The 20,189-nt window shown below is 64.5% G+C and carries 14 protein-coding genes; 8 read left to right on the top strand and 6 right to left on the bottom strand.

Going from position 1 to position 20,189, the window contains the following annotated elements:
- Nucleotides 1-41: 41 nt before the first annotated feature.
- Nucleotides 42-2,051 carry a DNA helicase Rep gene (rep, locus tag M2S36_RS04150; RefSeq protein ID WP_063912216.1) on the bottom strand — a complete coding sequence of 670 codons (2,010 nt, stop codon included), beginning with the start codon at nt 2,049-2,051 and terminating at the stop codon, nt 42-44.
- Between the two features lie 254 nt (nt 2,052-2,305).
- On the opposite strand from rep, the gene M2S36_RS04145 reads away from it, so the two are divergent.
- The gene (locus tag M2S36_RS04145) at nt 2,306-3,973 is read left to right on the top strand and encodes a putative bifunctional diguanylate cyclase/phosphodiesterase (RefSeq protein WP_063912215.1); all 1,668 of its coding nucleotides are present in this window, start codon (nt 2,306-2,308) and stop codon (nt 3,971-3,973) included.
- A gap of 100 nt (nt 3,974-4,073) precedes the next feature.
- Here M2S36_RS04145 and M2S36_RS04140 read toward each other — a convergent pair whose 3' ends face one another.
- Nucleotides 4,074-5,462 carry a NorM family multidrug efflux MATE transporter gene (locus tag M2S36_RS04140; RefSeq protein WP_063912214.1) on the bottom strand — a complete coding sequence of 463 codons (1,389 nt, stop codon included), beginning with the start codon at nt 5,460-5,462 and terminating at the stop codon, nt 4,074-4,076.
- A gap of 156 nt (nt 5,463-5,618) precedes the next feature.
- Between M2S36_RS04140 and M2S36_RS04135 the strand changes: the two genes are divergently transcribed.
- Nucleotides 5,619-6,545 carry a LysR substrate-binding domain-containing protein gene (locus M2S36_RS04135; protein WP_063912213.1) on the top strand — a complete coding sequence of 309 codons (927 nt, stop codon included), beginning with the start codon at nt 5,619-5,621 and terminating at the stop codon, nt 6,543-6,545.
- Between the two features lie 94 nt (nt 6,546-6,639).
- Here M2S36_RS04135 and hglS read toward each other — a convergent pair whose 3' ends face one another.
- Both hglS and M2S36_RS04125 read right to left on the bottom strand, forming a co-directional pair.
- Nucleotides 6,640-8,034 (bottom strand): 2-oxoadipate dioxygenase/decarboxylase HglS, encoded by a 1,395-nt coding sequence (gene hglS, locus M2S36_RS04130; protein WP_207837552.1) that lies wholly within the window; start codon nt 8,032-8,034, stop codon nt 6,640-6,642.
- Between the two features lie 184 nt (nt 8,035-8,218).
- Complete coding sequence (locus tag M2S36_RS04125; RefSeq protein ID WP_333956760.1) at nt 8,219-9,109, bottom strand: LysR family transcriptional regulator; 891 nt, start codon at nt 9,107-9,109, stop codon at nt 8,219-8,221.
- A gap of 136 nt (nt 9,110-9,245) precedes the next feature.
- Here M2S36_RS04125 and amaB point away from each other — a divergent pair, with 136 nt between their 5' ends.
- The gene (amaB, locus tag M2S36_RS04120) at nt 9,246-10,736 is read left to right on the top strand and encodes an L-piperidine-6-carboxylate dehydrogenase (protein WP_003253547.1); all 1,491 of its coding nucleotides are present in this window, start codon (nt 9,246-9,248) and stop codon (nt 10,734-10,736) included.
- A gap of 167 nt (nt 10,737-10,903) precedes the next feature.
- Nucleotides 10,904-12,190, top strand: a complete 1,287-nt coding sequence (amaA, locus tag M2S36_RS04115) for an L-pipecolate oxidase (RefSeq protein WP_233694023.1) — start codon at nt 10,904-10,906, stop codon at nt 12,188-12,190.
- Between the two features lie 108 nt (nt 12,191-12,298).
- Here amaA and M2S36_RS04110 read toward each other — a convergent pair whose 3' ends face one another.
- The gene (locus tag M2S36_RS04110; RefSeq protein WP_241106092.1) at nt 12,299-13,726 is read right to left on the bottom strand and encodes a mechanosensitive ion channel family protein; all 1,428 of its coding nucleotides are present in this window, start codon (nt 13,724-13,726) and stop codon (nt 12,299-12,301) included.
- Between the two features lie 320 nt (nt 13,727-14,046).
- On the opposite strand from M2S36_RS04110, the gene ycaC reads away from it, so the two are divergent.
- From ycaC to M2S36_RS04090, 4 genes are all read left to right on the top strand, one after another.
- Nucleotides 14,047-14,676, top strand: coding sequence for an isochorismate family cysteine hydrolase YcaC (gene ycaC, locus M2S36_RS04105; protein WP_085691498.1), 630 nt, complete (start codon nt 14,047-14,049; stop codon nt 14,674-14,676).
- 114 nt (nt 14,677-14,790) lie between these two features.
- The gene (locus M2S36_RS04100) at nt 14,791-15,357 is read left to right on the top strand and encodes an antibiotic biosynthesis monooxygenase (RefSeq protein WP_082888279.1); all 567 of its coding nucleotides are present in this window, start codon (nt 14,791-14,793) and stop codon (nt 15,355-15,357) included.
- Nucleotides 15,358-15,396: 39 nt separating this feature from the next.
- Entirely contained in the window at nt 15,397-16,215 is an 819-nt protein-coding gene (locus tag M2S36_RS04095; RefSeq protein ID WP_063912206.1) for an alpha/beta fold hydrolase, read from the top strand.
- A 237-nt stretch (nt 16,216-16,452) separates the two neighbouring features.
- Complete coding sequence (locus M2S36_RS04090) at nt 16,453-18,426, top strand: amidohydrolase (RefSeq protein ID WP_241106091.1); 1,974 nt, start codon at nt 16,453-16,455, stop codon at nt 18,424-18,426.
- Between the two features lie 164 nt (nt 18,427-18,590).
- On the opposite strand, the gene M2S36_RS04085 is transcribed toward M2S36_RS04090, so the two are convergent.
- Nucleotides 18,591-20,189: an MFS transporter gene (locus tag M2S36_RS04085; protein WP_207837545.1), complete on the bottom strand. Its 1,599-nt coding sequence runs from the start codon at nt 20,187-20,189 to the stop codon at nt 18,591-18,593.

The raw sequence follows: 20,189 nt of genomic DNA, 5'->3' as shown, positions 1-20,189 counted from the left end.
GGTGGCCGCAAATGGCGGCAAAATTAAAGAGTAATGGTTGATCAGCGTTTGAGCATTGCCCGGATATCGGCCAGGGCGTTGTTGCCCCGTGCGGCCTTTACCTCGACCGGCGCATCGTCCAGGCCTTCCCAGGCCAGGTCTTCCGGTGGCAGTTCATCGAGGAACCGGCTGGGCGTGCAGTCGATGATTTCTCCGTACTGCTTGCGCTTGGCGGCGAAGGTGAAGGCCAGGGTCTGGCGCGCGCGGGTGATGCCCACGTAGGCCAGGCGGCGTTCCTCTTCGATGGTGTCGGCCTCGATGCTGGAGCGGTGCGGGAGAATTTCCTCTTCCATGCCCATGATGAACACGTAGGGGAACTCCAGGCCCTTGGAGGCATGCAGGGTCATCATCTGCACACCTTCGGCGTTCTCTTCCTCTTCCTGCTGGCGCTCGAGCATGTCGCGCAGCACCAGCTTGCCGATGGCGTCCTCGATGGTCATGTCACCCTCTTCGTCCTTTTCGAGGGTGTTCTTCAGCGCTTCGACCAGGAACCAGACGTTGCTGATGCGAAACTCCGCAGCCTTGTCGCTGGCGGTCTGCTGGCGGATCCAGTTCTCGTAGTCGATATCGCGGATCATCTCGTGCAGCGCGGCAATCGGGTCTTCCAGGGCGACCTTGTGGCGCACCCCGTCCAGCCAGTGCTTGAAGCGCTGCAAACGCTCGGTGTAGCGGGCGTCCAGGTGCTCACCGAGGCCCAGTTCCTCGCTGGCGGCGTACATCGAAATCTTGCGCTCGGTGGCGTAGTTGCCGAGCTTTTCCAGGGTGGTGGAGCCGATTTCCCGACGTGGCACGTTGATAACCCGCAGGTAGGCGTTGTCATCGTCCGGGTTTACCAGCAGGCGCAGGTAGGCCATCAGGTCCTTGACCTCCTGGCGGCCGAAGAAGCTGTTGCCGCCCGACAGGCGATACGGCACCTGGTGGTGCTGCAGCTTCAGTTCGATCAGCTTGGCCTGGTAGTTGCCGCGGTAGAGGATGGCAAAGTCGCTGTACGGGCGGTTGGTGCGCAGGTGCAGGGTGAGGATTTCCATGGCCACGCGTTCGGCCTCGGCTTCCTCGTTCTTGCAGCGGATGACGCGGATCTCGTCGCCCACGCCCATCTCGCTCCACAGCTGCTTCTCGAACGCGTGCGGGTTGTTGGCGATCAGCACGTTGGCGCAGCGCAGGATGCGGCTGGTGGAGCGGTAGTTCTGCTCCAGCATCACCACTTTCAGGGAGGGGTAGTCCTCCTTGAGCAGCATCAGGTTTTCCGGCCGGGCGCCACGCCAGGCGTAGATCGACTGGTCGTCGTCACCCACCACGGTGAACTGGTTGCGCATGCCGATCAGCATCTTCACCAGCAGGTACTGGCTGGCGTTGGTGTCCTGGTATTCGTCCACCAGCAGGTAGCGCACGCGGTTCTGCCAGCGTTCCAGCACATCGGGGTGCTCCTGGAACAGCTTGACCGGCAGCAGGATCAGGTCGTCGAAATCCACCGCGTTGAACGCCTTGAGCGTGCGCTGGTAGTGGGTGTAGACGATGGCGGCGGTCTGCTCGCGCGGGTTGCGCGCCTTCTCCAGGGCCTCTGCGGGCAGGATCAGGTCGTTCTTCCAGGCACCGATCATGTTCTTGATCTCGTCGATGCCGTCGTCGCCGGAGTATTCCTTCTGCATGATGTCCGACAGCAACGCCTTGATGTCGGACTCGTCGAAGATCGAGAAGCCCGGCTTGTAGCCCAGGCGCTCGTGCTCCCTGCGGATGATGTTCAGGCCCAGGTTGTGGAAGGTGCACACCGTCAGGCCACGGCCTTCCCCCGGACGCAGCAGGGTGCCGACCCGTTCCTTCATCTCGCGTGCGGCCTTGTTGGTAAAGGTCATCGCCACGATGTACTGGGCACGGATGCCGCAGTTCTGGATGAGGTGGGCAATCTTGCGCGTGATCACGCTGGTCTTGCCCGAGCCTGCACCGGCGAGCACCAAAAGAGGGCCGCCGACATAGTCACGGGCTTCTTGCTGCCGGGGATTGAGTCGGGACATGCTAGAAACCGGGGGTCGCCAGAAAATAGCCGCGCATTCTAACAGGCATGGGGCGGTTGTGGCGCGACCGTCTGACGTCTGAGTCAAATATGTAAACGGGATTTGCCGGCTGGCGCAGTTTCGCGCAGGATGCACGACAAAATACGTCGGGATGCTACGCCCGTAAAAACATGTATTAAAGTGAAAATCATTTCCATTAATGCAGTAGCATACCTGGCAGTTTCCGTTGCACCGTGAAGCCCTAAGGAGCCCGCTTGTCCACGCCTGTCGAACCATTGCGTTTGCTGCTGTTGGCCGATGAGCCGGAATGGGCCGCGCTGCTACGCGCGTGCATGCCTGCCCTGGGTGGCAGCGCCGTGCTGCTGACGGCGCCAAACTGGGAGGCGGTCGACAGCCTGTTCAACCAGGACCGCCAGGCTGTCGTGCTGGCAACCCCGGCCCTGCAACCGGCGCCCGGGCGCTGCGAGTTGCCGACCATCCTGCTGCTCGACCATGAGCCCCAGGTAGCGCCCAGCGCCGTCAGTGACTGGCTGGTGCATGACCAGCTCAATGCCGACACCTTGCGCCGCTCGCTGCGCCATGTGCGCGAGCGCGGTGTGCTGGTGGCCACCTTGCAGCGTCTGGCCGAGCAGGACCCGCTGACCGGTATCGCCAACCGCCAGGGTTTCCAGGCCTTGCTGACCGCGCGCCTGGCCGAGAACGACGGCCGCGGCCTTGCCCTCGGCCATCTGGACCTGGACAACTTCCGCCATGTCAACGATGCCCTCGGCCACCAGAGCGGCGACCGCCTGATCCTGCAGGTGGTGGCACGCCTGAAGCAGCAACTGGAGGCGGGCGACCAGCTGGCGCGGCTGGGCAGCGACGAGTTTGCCCTGCTGATCGACACCCGGCGCGACCCCAACCGTGCCGAATGGATTGCCGAGCGGATTGTCGAGGCGTTGGCCGAGCCCTACTGGATCGACGGTGAAAGCCTGCTGCTGGGCTGCAGCCTGGGCCTGGCCCATGCCCGCGCCCAGGGTGGCGCCGACCCGCTGATGTGGCACGCGCACATCGCCATGCGCCAGGCCAAGGGCAGCCAGGGTTGCACCTTCCATGTGTTCAACGAACGCATCAACCGCAATGCCCGTAGCCTGGCCGACCTGGAAAGCGAACTGCGCCGCGCCCTGCGCCGTGACGAGCTGGAGCTGCATTACCAGCCGCGGTTGAACCTGGCCGACGGGCGTATCGTCGGCCTCGAGGCGCTGGTGCGCTGGCGGCATGCCGAGCGCGGCCTGTTGCCGCCCAGCGAGTTCGTGCCGCTGGCCGAGCAGAGCGGCCTGATCGTGCCGCTGGGCTACTGGGTGATTTCCCGCGCCCTGCATGACATGCAGGCGCTGTGCGAGCGCGGCCTGGAGCCGCTGCACATGGCGGTCAACCTGAGCTTCCGCCAGTTCCAGGACAGCCAGCTGCTGGCGACCTTGAGCCGCCTGATTCTCGAGCATGGCGTGGATGCCCGCTGGCTGGAGTTCGAACTGACCGAAACGGCGGTGATGCGCCGCAACGAGCTGGTGCGCCAGACCATGGACGCCCTGGGGCGCCTGGGCGTGCGCTTCTCGCTCGATGATTTCGGTACCGGGTTCTCTTCGTTCGTGCACCTGAACAGCCTGCCGATCACCTTGCTCAAGGTGGACCGCAGCTTTGTCGCGGAAATGGAAATGCGCGAGGAGAACCGCAAGCTGGTACACGCCATGATCAACCTGGCGCACAACCTCAACCTCGAAGTGGTGGCCGAAGGGGTGGAGAGTGAAGAGCAAATGGCGTTGTTGCGCGGGTTTGGCTGTGACCAGGTTCAAGGCTTCCTGGTCAGCAAGCCGCTGCCGGTGGGGGAGTTGATGGAGTTCTTGCTGCAGGCGACCGGCTGCCAGTTGGGCGCAGCCCTTTAGGGCCCTTTCGCGGGTGAACCCGCTCCCACAGGCTTTGCACAGGATTCAGACCCTGCGCAGTCCCTGTGGGAGCGGGTTTACCCGCGAAGAGGCCCGCAAGTCAGGCCGAAGCCGTAGCCGCGCCACCCATCCCGGCCTTACCCAAAAGCCGCTTCATGCGCCACTCAAAGCCAAAGGTCAGTGCCACCGCCGCACACGCCAACCCCAACGCCAGCCCCCACCACACTCCGACCGCACCACCGCCCAGGTTGAAGGTGAACAGCCAGGCACTCGGCGCCCCCACCAGCCAGTAGCACACCAGCCCGATCAGGAAGGTGGTCTTGGCATCCTTCAGCCCACGGATCGAGCCCATCGCAATCGTCTGCATGCCATCGAACAGCTCGAACCACGCCGCCACCATCAGCAACTGCACCGCCAGCTGGAAGATCGCCGCAAATGCCGGGTCGTCACGGTCGATGAACAGCCCCACCAGCGTATCGGGCAGCAGCCAGAACAGCGCGGCGAAGGCAAACATGATCATCGCCCCGAAGCCGATGCCCACCCGCCCGGCGCTGCGCGCTGCCAGCAGGTTGCCGGCGCCGTAGTACAGCCCCACGCGCATGGTCACCGCATACGACAACCCGGTCGGCACCATGAACGCCGTGGAGACGATCTGCAGGGCGATCTGGTGCGCCGCCAGCTCGGTACTGCCCAGCACGCCCATGCACAGCGCAGCGAAGGCGAACAGGCCGACTTCCACCATGTAGGTGCCGCCAATCGGCAGGCCCAGCCGCCACAGCTCGCGCAGGGCCGGCAACGACGGGCGCGACAGGCCCTTGCGCAGCGGGTAGGCGGCATAGGCCGGGTGCCAGCGGATATACAGCGCCAGGGCAATGGCCATGCCCATCGACACCACCGCGGTGACCAGGCCGATGCCCATCAGGCCCAGCTTGGGCAGGCCGAACATGCCTTCGATCAACGCTACGTTGAACAGGTAGTTAAGCACCGTGCCGACCAGGCTGATGACCATCACCGGGGTCGAGCGGCCCAGCGCGCTGGTGAAACCGCGCAAGGCCATGAAGGTCAGGTAGCCGGGCAGGGCCAGTGGCAGCAGGGTGAGGAATTCGGCGGCCGAAGCAACGTTCTCGGGCTTTTGCCCGAACAGCAGCAGTACCGGCTCCAGGTTCCACAGCACCAGCGCAGCGAACAGCGCCAGGCCCCAGGCCAGCCACAGGCCGCCCTGTGCCAGGCGGGTGGCACCGTCGATGTCGTTGGCGCCCTTGCGAATCGCCACCAGGGTGCCGACCGCCGCGATCACGCCCAGGCAGAAGATCGACACGAACGAGTAGCTCGCCGCGCCCAGGCCGCCGCCAGCCAGGGCTTGCGGGCTGATGCGGGCCATCATCAAGGTATCGGTCAGCACCATCAGCATGTGCGCCAACTGCGAGGCGATCAGCGGCCCGGCCAGGCGCAGCAAAGCCTTGAGTTCTGTGGTGGGCGCGACATGCATGGGGGCAGTCCTTTTCCTGGGGTGATCAACGAAGGGCGATTCTGAGGCTTTGGTCAACTTTGCACAAAAGGATAAAAGCGATCATTGGCATGAGTCTGACTCATGCATATATGCTTTCCGGTGATTCGCTCCACAGCCCCTTATGGCAGGTACCTCATGTCCCGTCAGCTCCCCCCGCTGTATGCCCTGCGCGCATTCGAAGCCGCCGCGCGGCTAAGCTCCTTCACCCGTGCCGGCGAAGAGCTGTCGATCACCCAGAGCGCGGTCAGCCGGCATATCCGCACGCTGGAGGAGCACTTTGCCTGCCGCCTGTTCGTGCGCAGCGGCCGCAGCCTGCAACTGACCGAAGCGGCGCGGGTGCTGCTGCCCGGTGTGCGCGAAGGCTTTGCCGCGCTGGAGCGGGCTTGCGATACCTTGCGCGGTGAAGATGACATCCTGCGCATGAAGGCCCCCTCGACCCTGACCATGCGCTGGTTGCTGGCGCGTCTGAGCCGCTTTCGCCATTTGCAGCCTGGCAATGAAGTGCAGCTGACCAGCGCGTGGATGGATGTCGACCATGTGGACTTCAACCAGGAACCGTTCGATTGCGCGGTGTTGCTCAGCGACGGCGTGTTCCCGCCGGACTGGGAAGTGCGCAAGTTGTTCCCGGAGTTGCTGATCCCCGTGGGTGCGCCAGACCTGCTCGACGAGGAACCCTGGGACGAGCGCCGGCTGGCCTGCATCGAGTTGCTGCACCCCACGGTGGACAAGCGCGACTGGCGGGAGTGGCTGGAGCGCATGGGGCTGAGTGACAAGGTTTCGCTCAAGGGCGGGCAGGTGTTCGACACCCTGGAGCTGGGCATGATTGCCGCGGCGCGTGGCTATGGCATTTCCATGGGCGATTTGCTGATGGTGGCCGAGGATGTGGCACAGGGGCGCTTGAGCCTGCCGTGGCCGACGGCGGTGCCCAGCGGGATGGATTATTACCTGGTGTGGCCGCGCACTCGGCCAGGGGGCGAGCGGTTGCGGCGTTTGAGCGCGTTTCTGGAAGAGGAGGTGGCGGCGATGGATTTGCCGGATGTGCAGATTCTGCCGCCCCTCTGATCGCTTGTACCGGCCTCTTCGCGGGTAAACCCGCTCCCACAGGTCAAGCGTAGGCCTGAGGGAGCGGGTTTACCCGCGAAGAGGCCGCAATGCCTTACATCGAGCCCAGATTCAGAGCCTGTGCACACGCCTGCAGCGACCGGCGCTCACTCTGTGCATACAACGCCAGTTCATCCTGTACCTGCAGCCCCAGCGCCTCTTCGAACGCGTCGCGGTTGGCGTTGCTGCCGTACTCGGCCTGCGCATCGTCACCCAGGTTGGACTGGAAGATCCCCGCCGCGCTCACCGGCAGGAAGTCCTCGTACACCAGCGCCTCGAAGTGCACATGGCCAGCCTCGATCAGCCCCTCCAGTGTGGTCGGGCGGTCATCCTGGTCGCGCGCGGCCAGGCCTTTTTCGGTGGCGAAGTAGCGGAAGTAGGCCAGGCCCTGTTCACGCATCTGCGCCAGGTCATCCGGGAATTCGGCAAAGGTGTCCTTCAACAACGCCATGTAGCGTTCGGCATTGGCCTCGGCCGGGGCGCCACCCAGGGCGGCGCGGGTGGCGTCGAGCAGCTTGTCGTACAGCTGGCGACCTTTCGGCGTCAGTGCCGCGCCGCGTTGCTCGATTTCGCCGAAGCGCGCGGTATGGCTGCCTTCGCTGCCCTGCTGGTCGCTGAACGCAACCTTTTCCTGCAGGGCCTTGAAGCTGGTCTGGCGCAGCAGGATCGGGTGACGGCGGGTGGGCGGACCTTCGACCACGGCCTTCGGCGGGATGCCTTTGGCCGGCATGCCGAGCTGGATTGCATCGATGTCCAGGGTGCGCGGGGTCAGGTGGTTGATGTGCGGGCCCTTGAAGGCCACCACATCGGCGATCAGGCGGTGCTGGTCGTGCAACTGCTGGTACTGCTCGGCAGTGACGGTGGCGTCATGGTGCCAGCGGAAGGTGTGCAGCGCTTCCTGCACGAACGCCTCGGCATCGACGGCGTTCAGGCCGCCATCGCGCTCGCACTGGGCGATCAGTTCGAGGGCGCGGGCGGTGAAGATCTGGCGCTTGGCCAGGATGCTTTCGGCCAGCTGGCGCAGCTGCGGGTTGTCGATCAGCTCCAGGCGCAGCAGCGAGGTGAATACGCGGAACGGGCTGACGTGCAGCGACTGCTCGTGCACCGCGCGGAAGGCGGTGGAATGCACCGGCACGCCGGCGGAGCTGAGGTCGTAGTAGCCGACCGGCTGCATGCCCATGACCGCGAACAGCCGGGCGATGGTGGCCAGCTCTGCGGCGGTGCCGACGCGGATGGCACCATGGCGCTCCTGGTCCAGCCGCTCGATTTCGCCGGTCCAGCGCAGGGCCTCGGCAACCTCGGGTTGCTGGGCCATGACTTGCTGGTTGATTTCGCTCACCAGCTCCAGCAGCGTGCCGTACAGGGGCACTTCCTGTTTGTACATGAGCGACATGGCGGCAGAGAACTGCGCGCGGATGCTGTCGGGGCTGACGAAATCGTTGGCGGGCATCGCTAGCTTCCTGGTTGGGTTCGGACGCTTACATGAAAGCTGGGAATGCACTTGGCTCACAAGCGAAAAAAAGTGAGTGTGTCATTCCTTTTTTGATCGACCTCAAGGGCCCTTTCGCGGGTACCTCACAGGGCTCAGGCCTTGCGCGATACCTGTGGGAGCGGGTTCACCCGCGAAGAGGCCATCAAGCCTGAAGCTGCTCGCGAATCCACTCCACCAATGCCCTTACCTTGGGCACCTCCGCCGCATGCTCGGCATACGCCAGGTAATGCGCCCCGGCACTGCGCATCGCATGGTTCCAAGGTACCACCAAACTCCCCTCGGCCAACTCCTTCGCCGCCAGGTAGCGCGGCACCAACGCCACCCCGCACCCGGTCTGCGCCGCGCTCAAGGCCATATAGAACGTATCGAAGCGCGGCCCGTGGTAGGCGCTGACGCTCTGCAAGCCCAATTCCAGGAACCACTCGTGCCAGGCCTCGGGCCGCGAGGTGCTCTGTAGCAGCACCAGTTCGGCCAGCTCCCCGGCATCGTTCAGTTCACGCCCGGCCAGCAGCTCCGGTGCACATACCGGCACCACCTCTTCACGGAACAGTTCCACGCAGGTGGCCCCCGGCCAGGTGCCCTGGCCATAGAAGAACACCACGTCCGCCGAGCCCTGCAGCAGGGCGAACGGCTCCATCTCGTTGCGGATGTCCAGGTGGATGTTGCCGTGGCGCTTGCCAAAGCCCTTGAGGTGCGGGATCAACCAGCGCACGCCAAAACTCGGTTGAGTGGCTACCTTCAGTATCTCGGTCTGCTCGCCGTAGGTGAGCACGTAGCGGCTGGACATGTCGACCTGGGTGAGGATCTTGTTGACCTCGGCCAGGTACAGGCTGCCCGCCGGCGTCAGCTGCAGGCGGCGGCGGATACGCAGGAACAGGTGGTGGCGCAACATGTCTTCAAGCTGCGCCACCTGCTTGCTGACCGCACTCTGGGTCAGGTGCAGCTCTTCGGCGGCTCGGGTAAAGCTCAAATGGCGGGCTGCAGCTTCAAAGCACTGCAGGGCGGTCATGGAGGGCACCAGGCGTTTGGACATAGCGGTCTCTGCGGCTCAAATCATTACCTGACGGAATGATATGCGGAATAAAGGTCGTTTGTTGTACCTATGTGATCGGATTAATACTGATCCACATCATTTTTCCACCCCATCACCCGATGTAGGAGAAGCACAAATGGTTGCTGGATTGCTCGAGCGCCTTGGCGTTGCCGCCGAGGCTTACACCCAGGGCGACTACCCTGTTCACACGCCGATCGACGGCAGCCAGATCGCCTCGGTGAAACTGCTCGGCAAGGCCGAGACCATCGCCCGCATCGATCAGGCCCAGAGCGCCTTCGAAGCCTGGCGCAGCGTGCCGGCCCCGCGCCGTGGCGAGCTGGTGCGCCTGTTCGGCGAAGTGCTGCGTGAGCACAAGGCCGACCTCGGCGAGCTGGTATCGATCGAAGCCGGCAAGATCACCCAGGAAGGCCTGGGCGAAGTGCAGGAAATGATCGACATCTGCGACTTCGCCGTTGGCCTGTCGCGCCAGCTGTACGGCCTGACCATCGCTTCCGAGCGCCCTGGCCACCACATGCGTGAAACCTGGCACCCGCTGGGCGTGGTCGGCGTGATCAGCGCCTTCAACTTCCCGGTCGCCGTCTGGGCCTGGAACACCGCCCTGGCCCTGGTCGCCGGTAACTCCGTGGTGTGGAAGCCGTCCGAGAAGACCCCGCTGACCGCCCTGGCCTGCCAGGCGCTGTTCGAAAAAGCCCTGAAAGCCTTCGGCGATGCCCCGGCTGGCCTGGCACAACTGGTGATCGGCGGCCGTGAAGCTGGCGAAGCGATGGTCGACGACCCGCGCGTGCCACTGGTCAGCGCCACCGGTAGCACCCGCATGGGGCGCGAAGTCGGCCCACGTGTGGCTGCCCGCTTCGGTCGCAGCATCCTCGAGCTGGGCGGCAACAACGCCATGATCCTGGCCCCGAGCGCCGACCTCGACCTGGCCGTGCGCGGCATCCTGTTCTCTGCAGTCGGCACCGCCGGCCAGCGTTGCACCACCCTGCGCCGCCTGATCGTGCACCGCTCGATCAAGGACGAAGTGGTTGCCCGCGTCAAAGCCGCCTACGGCAAGGTGCGCATCGGCGACCCACGCAAGGACAACCTGGTGGGCCCACTGATCGACAAGCAGTCGTTCGACGCCATGCAGGGCGCGCTGGCCAAGGCCCGCGACGAAGGTGGCCAGGTGTTTGGTGGCGAGCGTCAGCTGGCCGACCAGTACCCGAACGCCTACTACGTGTCGCCTGCCATTGCCGAAATGCCGGCGCAGAGCGACGTGGTGCGCCACGAAACCTTCGCCCCGATCCTGTACGTGCTGGCCTACGACGACTTCGAAGAGGCCCTGCGCCTGAACAACGAAGTGCCACAAGGCCTGTCGTCGTGCATCTTCACCACCGACATCCGTGAAGCCGAACGCTTCCAGAGCGCCTCGGGCAGCGACTGCGGCATCGCCAACGTCAACATCGGTACCAGCGGCGCCGAGATCGGCGGTGCGTTCGGTGGCGAGAAGGAGACTGGCGGTGGCCGTGAGTCCGGTTCGGATGCCTGGAAAGGCTACATGCGTCGCCAGACCAACACCGTGAACTACTCGCGCGAGCTGCCGCTGGCGCAGGGTATCGTGTTCGACTGATCGGCTGATGCTGCATGGCCGGGGGCCTGGCCCCCGGTTCGCGGGTAAACCCGCTCCCACAGGTACAACACAGTTTTCGAAACCTATGATGCACCTGTGGGAGCGGGTTTACCCGCGAATGGGTCGCACAACGGCCCCAAACAAGAACAAATTGCTGGAGCCGGGCCATGTCCGAACTGCGTCAAGAATGCTTGTGGGAATTCGTCAGCAAACCGACCGTCGCCGCCCAGGCCCTGGCCGGTGAGCACAAGGCCGATGTCTGCGTGATCGGTGGCGGCATTACCGGCCTGTCGGCGGCCATCCACCTGCTCGAACAGGGCAAGTCGGTGATCCTGCTGGAGGCCTGGAAGATCGGGCACGGTGGCTCCGGGCGCAACGTCGGCCTGGTCAACGCCGGCACCTGGATCCGCCCCGACGATGTCGAGGCCACTCTCGGCCAGCAGCAGGGCAGCCGCCTGAACAAGGTCCTCGGTGAAGCGCCGGCTGAAGTGTTCGCCATGATCGAACGCCTTGGCATCGATTGCCAGGCCCAGCACAAAGGCACGCTGCACATGGCGCACAACGCCACCGGTATCGCCGACCTCGAGGCTCGCCACGAACAATGGCGTCGCCGTGGTGCCGACGTGGAGCTGTTGACCGGCGCCCAGTGCCAGGAATACTGCGGCACCGACAAGATTTCCGCCGCGCTGCTCGACCGCCGCGCCGGCACCATCAACCCCATGGGCTACACCCAAGGCCTGGCCGCAGCGGTGGCGCGCCTGGGCGGCAAGCTGTTCCAGCAGTCTTCGGTCGAAGGCCTGGAGCGTGACGGCGATGCCTGGCAGGTGAAGACCGCACGCGGTTCGGTGCGCGCCGAGAAGGTGGTGATTTCCACCGGCGCCTACACCGAAGGCGACTGGAGCAACCTGCAGAAGCAGTTCTTCCGTGGCTATTACTACCAGGTGGCGTCCAAGCCGTTGCAGGGCGCTGCAGCCGACAAGGTGCTGCCCCATGGCCAAGGCTCGTGGGACACCCGCACCGTGCTCAGCAGCATCCGTCGCGACGACCAGGGCCGCCTGCTGCTCGGCAGCCTGGGCCGGGTCGACAACAAGCCGGCGTGGTTCGTGCGCAGCTGGGCCGACCGGATCCAGAGCCACTACTACCCCGAGTTGGGCAAGGTCGAGTGGGAAATGCACTGGACCGGCTGCATCGACTTCACCCCCGACCACCTGATGCGGCTGTTCGAGCCGGCGCCGGGGCTGGTGGCGGTGACCGGGTACAACGGGCGGGGTAATACCACCGGGACCGTGATTGGCCGGGCGTTTGCCGAGTTCTTGCTGAAGGGGGAGGCGAGCAGCCTGCCGATTCCGTTCTCGCCAATGAAGGGCGTGAGTGCGCCCTCGCTGCGGACGGCGTTCTATGAGTCCGGGTTCTCGCTGTACCACGCGGGGCAATGTTTGAGGGTTGTGTTGTAAGTACTGGCCTCTTCGCGGGTAAACTCGCTCCTACAGGTACTGCGCAGCGTTCTGAGTGTGCGCGGTCTCTGTGGGAGCGGGTTTACCCGCGAAGGGGCCAGCACAGGCTTACTTGTGCAACCAGCTGAGGAAGCCGCCTTTCTTGATCGAAACCGGTTTTTGCAGCAACAACGACTCCCGGTTCTGACGCCGGAACCGCTGCAACTTGCTCAATGCCGTCTGCACATCGCCGCGTTGCACCAGGCAGCTCTTCACCTGTTCCTTGTCGATCCGATACAGCACGCAACCGGTCAGCGTGCGGAACTCGGCCAGCGAGTCCTCCTCGTCGACGATCCCCTCGATCCCCAGCACCTCGCCTGGCCCCATGCGCCCGGCCTCGACCAGTTTGTCGCCATCGCGGATCGACGCCGAAACCACCCCGCTGCCAATCACCAGCAAATGATCGGAATGCTCGCCCACGCCCAGAATCACCTGGTCCGCCAGGTATTCCACGGTCGTCATGCGCTGGCTCAGCGCATCGCGCTCTTCACTGCTCAGCGAGCGGAACACCCGCACCTCGTCCAGCACCTCGCGCTGGCGGCTGCGGGGAGGCATGGCCAGGTCGGCGTTCCACATCACCCCGCTGGCCTCCAGGTGGCGGTGGGCCAGGTCGAACAACTGGTTGCGCGCGTCGCCTTTGGCGCCCGCATCGGCCACGTAACCGCTGGCTTCGTACTCCACGGACTCCAGCGTCGAGGCTTTCACCGTCACCTTTGGTTTTGGTGTTGCAAGAATGGCACTCACGCCTTGCAAGGCCTTTTCCAGCGCATCGAACACCCGCTTGGGCCGCACCTTGGCCGGCACCACCACGCTGATCGACACCCCGTGCACATCGGCCGGGCGGCTGTGGTTGAGCAGCCGGGCCTTGGCCGCCACCGAGTTGGGGATTACCGCCAGGCTGCCGGTGCTGGTGAGCAGGCGGGTGGCGCGCCAGTCGATTTCCAGCACCTTGCCGTCGGTGCCGTCGATGGAGATCGAGTCGCCAATCTGATACGGCCGCGTGGTGTTCAGGATGATGCCACTGAATACGTCGGCCAGTGTACTCTGCAGCGCCAGGCCGATGACGATGGCCATTACCCCTGACGTGGCCAGCAGGCCCTTCACCGGCAACTGCAATACATAGCCTGCGGCAGCGACCACGGCAGCCAGGAAGATCAGCGCGCCCAGCACATCCTGCAGCAAACGCCCGCCGTGGCTGCCACGGGCACCCAGCAACAGGCCGAACACCACCGTCACCGTGCGCGCACCGAACAGCCACCAGCCTATCGCCAGTACCGTGGCAATCAGGTTGCGCGAGACATCATCGGGCCAGGGTGGCGGTTGCAGCGGGCTCATGCCGGCGGCCACCAGCAACGAGCTGAACAGCAGGAACAGCACCAGCCGCGCGCCTATGCGCCAGGCCCGCTGCTGTAGAGGTATCAGTTGCCAGAGCACAAGGTCGAGCAGGATCAGGGCAGTGCCGAGCAGCAACGGGTATGACTGGATGAACGCCAGCATGGTGGTCTCGGGTAAGGGGAGGGCTGTGGGTAGTAATAGAGCAGGTTGGCCGGGCAGGCAATGGGGCCTGTGCCGGCCTCTTCGCGGCTAAAGCCGCTCCCACAGGTACTGCACACGATTCAAATCCAGCGCAATCCCTGTGGGAGCGGCTTTAGCCGCGAAAGGGCCGGTACAGCCCACACAAAACCATCGTTCATAAAACAGAACGCTAGAGCCAAAAACTGCTATCTACCGCCAAAAAGGTCATGGTTTTAATCTTCTCCCATCAACGCGGAACACCCCACTTACTGAAAAAATCAAAACCCTTGGGAGCAACGACCATGACCAACTTCAAATACAACCGCCTGAACAAAGACGACGCCGCTGTCCTGCTGGTCGACCACCAGGCTGGCCTGCTGTCCCTGGTCCGTGACATCGAGCCGGACGCGTTCAAGAACAACGTGCTGGCCCTGGCCGACCTGGCCAAGTTCTTCAACCTGCCGACCATCCTCACCACCAGCTTCGAGCAAGGCCCCAACGGCCCGCTGGTACCAGAGCTGAAAGCCCTGTTCCCGGACGCCCCGTACATCGCCCGCCCAGGCCAGATCAACGCCTGGGACAACGAAGACTTCGTCAAGGCGGTGAAGGCCACCGGCAAGAAGCAACTGATCATCGCCGGCGTGGTGACTGAAGTGTGCGTAGCCTTCCCGGCGCTGTCGGCCCTGGAGGAAGAGTTCGAAGTGTTCGTGGTCACTGATGCCTCCGGCACCTTCAACGCGATGACCCGCGACGCCGCCCACGACCGCATGAGCCAGGCCGGCGCACAACTGATGACCTGGTTCGGCGTGGCCTGTGAGCTGCACCGCGACTGGCGCAACGACATCGAAGGGCTGGCCGCGCTGTGCTCCAACCACATCCCGGACTACCGCAACCTGATCACCAGCTACAACGCTTTCAACGCCAACAAGTAAGCCTGATGCGCGGGCACCGCAAACCGGTGCCCGCCAAGGCAGCACACCTGTCCAATCCTGCGCCCGTCCGCCGTTGCACAGTGGATGCGGGCAAGCTCATCCCAAGGAACGCCGATGAACACCGCACCCCAAGACAACCGCAACGTGGTGACCCTGGTCATCCAGCACAAGGTTCGCGCCGCGTCGCTGGCGGCCTACGAAGCATGGCTCAAGCGCACGGTCAGCACCGCGCGCCGCCAGCCGGGGCACCTGGACGTCAACGTCATCCGCCCTGACGACGGCGGGCTGCATTTCACCACCGTGGTGCGCTTCGCCGATGCCAGCCTGCTGCAGGCCTGGGTCAACTCGGCCGAGCGCCAGACACTGGTAAGCGAAGTACTGCCGCTGCTCGAGGGTGGTGACCACACCCAGGTGCACGACGACCCGGAATTCTGGTTCACCCCGCCGAGCACCAACGCAGCGCAACCGCCGCGCTGGAAGCAGGCGCTGCTGACCTATCTGGTGATCTGCCCGATGACCATGATCATTCCACACCTGCTGGCGCCGCTGTTTGCACGCTTCCCGCAGTTGGGGGGCGCGATCACCAGCAACCTGATCGTCAACCTGTTCGTCATCCTGCCCGTGGTGTTCTACATCATGCCTTGGGTAACCCGCCGCTGCGCCAACTGGCTGCGCGGCTGAGCCAGGCCTTTACCTCGACATTTTCAAGGAGATACCGACATGAGCACGTTCGTTACCCGCGATGGCACTTCGATCTACTTCAAGGACTGGGGCAGCGGCAAGCCTGTGCTGTTCAGCCACGGCTGGCCACTGGATGCCGACATGTGGGATTCGCAGATGGAATACCTGGCCAGCCGCGGCTACCGCGCCATCGCCTTCGACCGCCGTGGTTTCGGCCGTTCGAGCCAGCCGTGGAGCGGCTACGACTACGACACCTTCGCCGATGACATCGCCCAGCTGATCGAACACCTCGACCTGCGCGACGTGACCTTGGTGGGCTTCTCGATGGGTGGCGGTGACGTCAGCCGCTACATCGCCCGCCACGGCAGCGAGCGGGTGGCCGGGCTGGTGCTGCTGGGCGCGGTAACGCCGGTGTTCGGCAAGCGTGACGACAACCCTGAAGGTGTCGACCTGTCGGTGTTCGAGGGTATCCGCGCCGGCCTGCGTGCCGACCGCGCGCAGTTCATCGCCGATTTTGCGGCGCCGTTCTATGGCATCAACCATGGGCAGCAGGTGTCCCAAGGGGTGCAGACCCAGACCCTGAACATCGCGCTGATGGCGTCGATCAAGGGCACTTTGGATTGCGTGACCGCCTTCTCCGAAACCGACTTCCGTCCGGATATGGCCAAGGTCGATGTGCCGACTCTGGTGATCCACGGTGATGACGACCAGATCGTGCCGTTGGAGAGCACCGGCAAGCGGGCGGCGGAGCTGATTCGCGGGGCTGAGCTGAAGGTGTATGCGGGGGCGCCGCACGGGTTTGCGGTGACTCATGCACAGCAGCTGAATGAGGACTTGCTGGCATTCCTCCAGAAGTAATGGTGGGAGGCATTCGCGGGTAAACCCGCTCCCACAGGGGATACCACAGTCATACAGGCCTGTGGTGTCCCTGTGGGAGCGGGTTCACCCGCGAAGAGGCCAGCCCAGGCAGCACAAATGCCGAACGGGGCTAACCTTCAACCACCCACCGCACATCCATCCAAGCCTTGCCCCTACACCAACCGGCATGCTCTGCAGTTGCGCCTGCCGCCGCCGCACCCAGAGACGGAGAACCCCATGTCCCAGGACCGCAACGACAAGACCCGTCGCCAGTTCCTCGCCACCAGCACCGTGCTCGGTGCCGCCGGCGCGCTCTGGTCCGCATTGCCTTTTACCGGTTCCGCTTACGCATCCACCCAAGGAGGTTCCATGACCGCCGATCTGATCCTGTTCAACGGCAAACTGCACACCGTTGATCGTGAAAAGCCCACCGCGACCGCCGTCGCCATCAAGGATGGCCGTTTCATCGCCGTGGGCAACGACGCCGAGGCCATGGCCCACAAGGGCGCCACCACGCAGATCATCGACCTCAAGCAGCGCACGGTCATCCCTGGCCTGAACGACTCGCACCTGCACCTGATCCGGGGTGGCCTGAACTACAACCTGGAGCTGCGCTGGGAGGGCGTGCCTTCGGTGGCCGATGCCCTGCGCATGCTCAAGGACCAGGCCGCACGTACGCCCACCCCGCAGTGGGTGCGCGTGGTCGGTGGCTGGAACGAGTTCCAGTTCGCCGAAAAACGCATGCCGACCCTGGAAGAAATCAACCAGGCCGCGCCGGACACCCCGGTATTCCTGCTGCACCTGTATGACCGTGCATTGCTCAACCGCGCCGCACTCAAGGCTGTCGGCTACACCAAGGACACTCCCAACCCGCCGGGCGGCGAGATCCAGCGCGACAAGTTCGGCAACCCGACCGGCATGCTCATCGCCCGCCCCAACGCGATGATCCTCTACGCCACCCTGGCCAAAGGGCCGAAACTGCCGCTGGAATACCAGGTCAACTCCACCCGCCAGTTCATGCGCGAGCTCAACCGCCTGGGCCTGACCAGTGCCATCGATGCCGGCGGCGGCTACCAGAACTTCCCGGACGACTATCAGGTGATCCAGGAGCTGGCCGACAACAACCAGCTGACCGTGCGCATTGCCTACAACCTGTTCACCCAGAAGCCCAAGGAAGAGCTGGACGACTTCCGCAAGTGGACCTCCAGCGTGAAGCTGCACAGTGGTACCGACTTCCTGCGCCACAACGGCGCCGGCGAAATGCTGGTGTTCTCTGCCGCCGACTTCGAGGACTTCCTCGAACCGCGTCCGGACCTGCCGCAGACCATGGAGCAAGAGCTGGAGCCGGTGGTGCGTCATCTGGTCGAGCAGCGCTGGCCGTTCCGCCTGCACGCCACCTACAACGAATCGATCACGCGCATGCTCGACGTGTTCGAGAAGGTCAACCGCGACATCCCGTTCAATGGCCTGCCGTGGTTCTTCGACCACGCCGAAACCATCACCCCGCAGAACATCGAGCGCGTGCGTGCGCTTGGCGGCGGTATCGCCATCCAGGACCGCATGGCCTTCCAGGGTGAGTACTTCGTCGACCGCTACGGCGCCAAGGCGGCCGAGCAGACCCCGCCGATCAAGCGCATGCTGGAGATGGGCGTGCCGGTCGGCGCCGGTACCGACGCCACCCGCGTGTCCAGCTACAACCCGTGGACCTCGCTGTACTGGTTGGTCAGCGGCAAGACCGTCGGTGGCATGGAGCTGTACCCGGAAGGTCTCAGCCGTGACACTGCGCTGCAACTGTTCACCCAGGGCAGCGCCTGGTTCTCCAGCGAGCAGGGCAAGAAGGGCCAGATCAAGGTGGGCCAGCTGGCCGACCTGGCGGCGCTGTCGCTGGACTTCTTCAGTGTCGATGAAGAGGCGATCAAAGGTATCGAGTCGGTACTTACCGTGGTCGATGGCAAGGTAGTGTATGGCGCGGCGGAATTCGACAAGCTCGGCCCGCCCCAGGTGCCGGTGCTGCCGGAGTGGTCGCCGGTGACCAAGGTGCCGGGCCACTGGCGCGTGGGCACGCCGTCGCTGGCAGCCGCCGTGCACCAGTGCAGCGGGCCATGCGGGGTACATGCGCACAGCCATGAAAAGGCACGGCATTCGAGCGTGCCGGTGAATGACTACCAGGGCTTCTGGGGTGCGCTGGGTTGCTCGTGCTTCGCGTTCTAAGCTGAGCTGATGAAAAGGGGGCCAGTTATTGGCCCCCTTTTTTGTTCCTTCTGTGCTGGCCTCTTCGCGGGCTCGCCCGCTCCCACAGGTACACCACAGCCCTCAGGCTCTGTGCGATCCCTGTGGGAGCGGGCGAGCCCGCGAAGAGGCCGGAAAAACCAACATCAATGGTGAGCCTTGTGCTCCCCACCCGCCAGCAGATGCCGGATCTTCACCTCAACCCCATCGGTCTGCAGCATCCGCACCCGCGCCTCGATCTTCAGTTCACCCCGGGTTACCCGGTGGTGATGCCGCAAATGCTCCAGCCACGACTCCTCGAAGAAAAACTCCAGCCACACCGCCGGGTCCGCACTGTCGCGCATCAACCCCCACGACAACGCGCCATTGCGCTTGCGCATCGCCTCCAGCTCTCGCGCTGCCTGCTGGAACGCCTCGGCCTTGGCCGGGTCAACGTGGTACTCCACGGTGACCATCACCGGCCCGCTTTCCTTGTCCATGTCGTCGCTCAGCAGCGGCACCGGCCAATGCAGTGACGGCGTCAGCTCCTCGGCTGCGGTTTCCGGCAGCGTCACCTTGCAGGTCAGCAGCGTGCCCAGCGCCAGGCCACCTGCAGCCAGCAGCAGGCTCGAGGTGATCGTTGCATGGCTGGCCAGCGTGCCCCACAGCAACCCGCCGCAGGCCATGGCACCAAAGAAGATCAGGATGTACACCGACAACGCCCGCGCCCGCACCCAGGCCGGCACAGAGGTCTGCGCCGCCACCTGCAGGTTGGACAGCACGGCAATCCACGCCGCGCCGCTGAGCAGCATTGCCGGCAGTAGCACGTAGAAGTTGCGCACCAGCGCCAGGGCCAGCAGGAACAGGGCATACAGCAGGCTGGCAAGCAGCACCAGGCGGTCGCGGCTGATGCGTTCGCGCAGGCGTGGCAGCAAGGTGGCGCCGGCCACCGCACCGATGCCGATGGCCGCCAGCAGCACGCCGAAATCGGCAGCGGTGCCGTGCATCTCGCCACGCACGATCAACGGCAGCAGCGAGGTGCCGGCGCTGGCACAGAAAAAGAACGCCAAGGCGCGCAACATCACCGCCTGCAAGGGTTTGGCACTGCGCGCGAAACGCAGCCCGGTGCGCATGGCGCCGACGAAACGCTCGGCTGGCAGCAGCGGCTCCTTCACCTCGCGCTTCCACAGGAACAGCACAAGGATCACCCCGGCGAACGAGATGGCATTCAGAGCGAAGGTCAGCCATGGGCCAACCATGCTCACCACCACGCCCGCCAGGGCCGGGCCAATGGCGCGCGACACGTTGATACCGACACTGGAAAGCGCCACCGCATTGGCCAGGTCGTCCTTGCCCACCAGTTCCGGTGTCAGCGCGCTCCAGGCCGGCATCATCAGTGCCGTGCCGATGCCCAGCGCCAGGGTCAGCACCAGCAGCAGGGTGACGTTCATCAGCCCGAGCAGGGTCAGGGCCGCCAGCGCCACTGCCACCGCGGACATCCACAGTTGCACCAGCAACAGGTAGCGGCGCTTGTCGACGATATCCGCAGCCGCACCGGCCGGCAGGGCAAGGAAGAACATCGGTAGCGAGCCGGCTACCTGGATCAGGGCCACATGCAACGGGCTGGCCGACAGCGTGGTCATCAGCCAGCCGGCGCCCACCTCGTGCATCCATGTGCCGATGTTGGAGGCGATGGTGGCGATCCACAGCATGCGGAAGGTGGTGTTGCGCAATGGGCTCCAGGCGCCTGAAGGGGACGTGCTCAT

Origin of the sequence: Pseudomonas sp. SF2, assembly GCF_036858055.1 — a bacterium.
Classification (GTDB): domain Bacteria; phylum Pseudomonadota; class Gammaproteobacteria; order Pseudomonadales; family Pseudomonadaceae; genus Aquipseudomonas.
The sequence above is the reverse complement of the archived record's forward strand: the minus strand, read 5'-3'. Positions and strand labels throughout refer to the sequence as shown.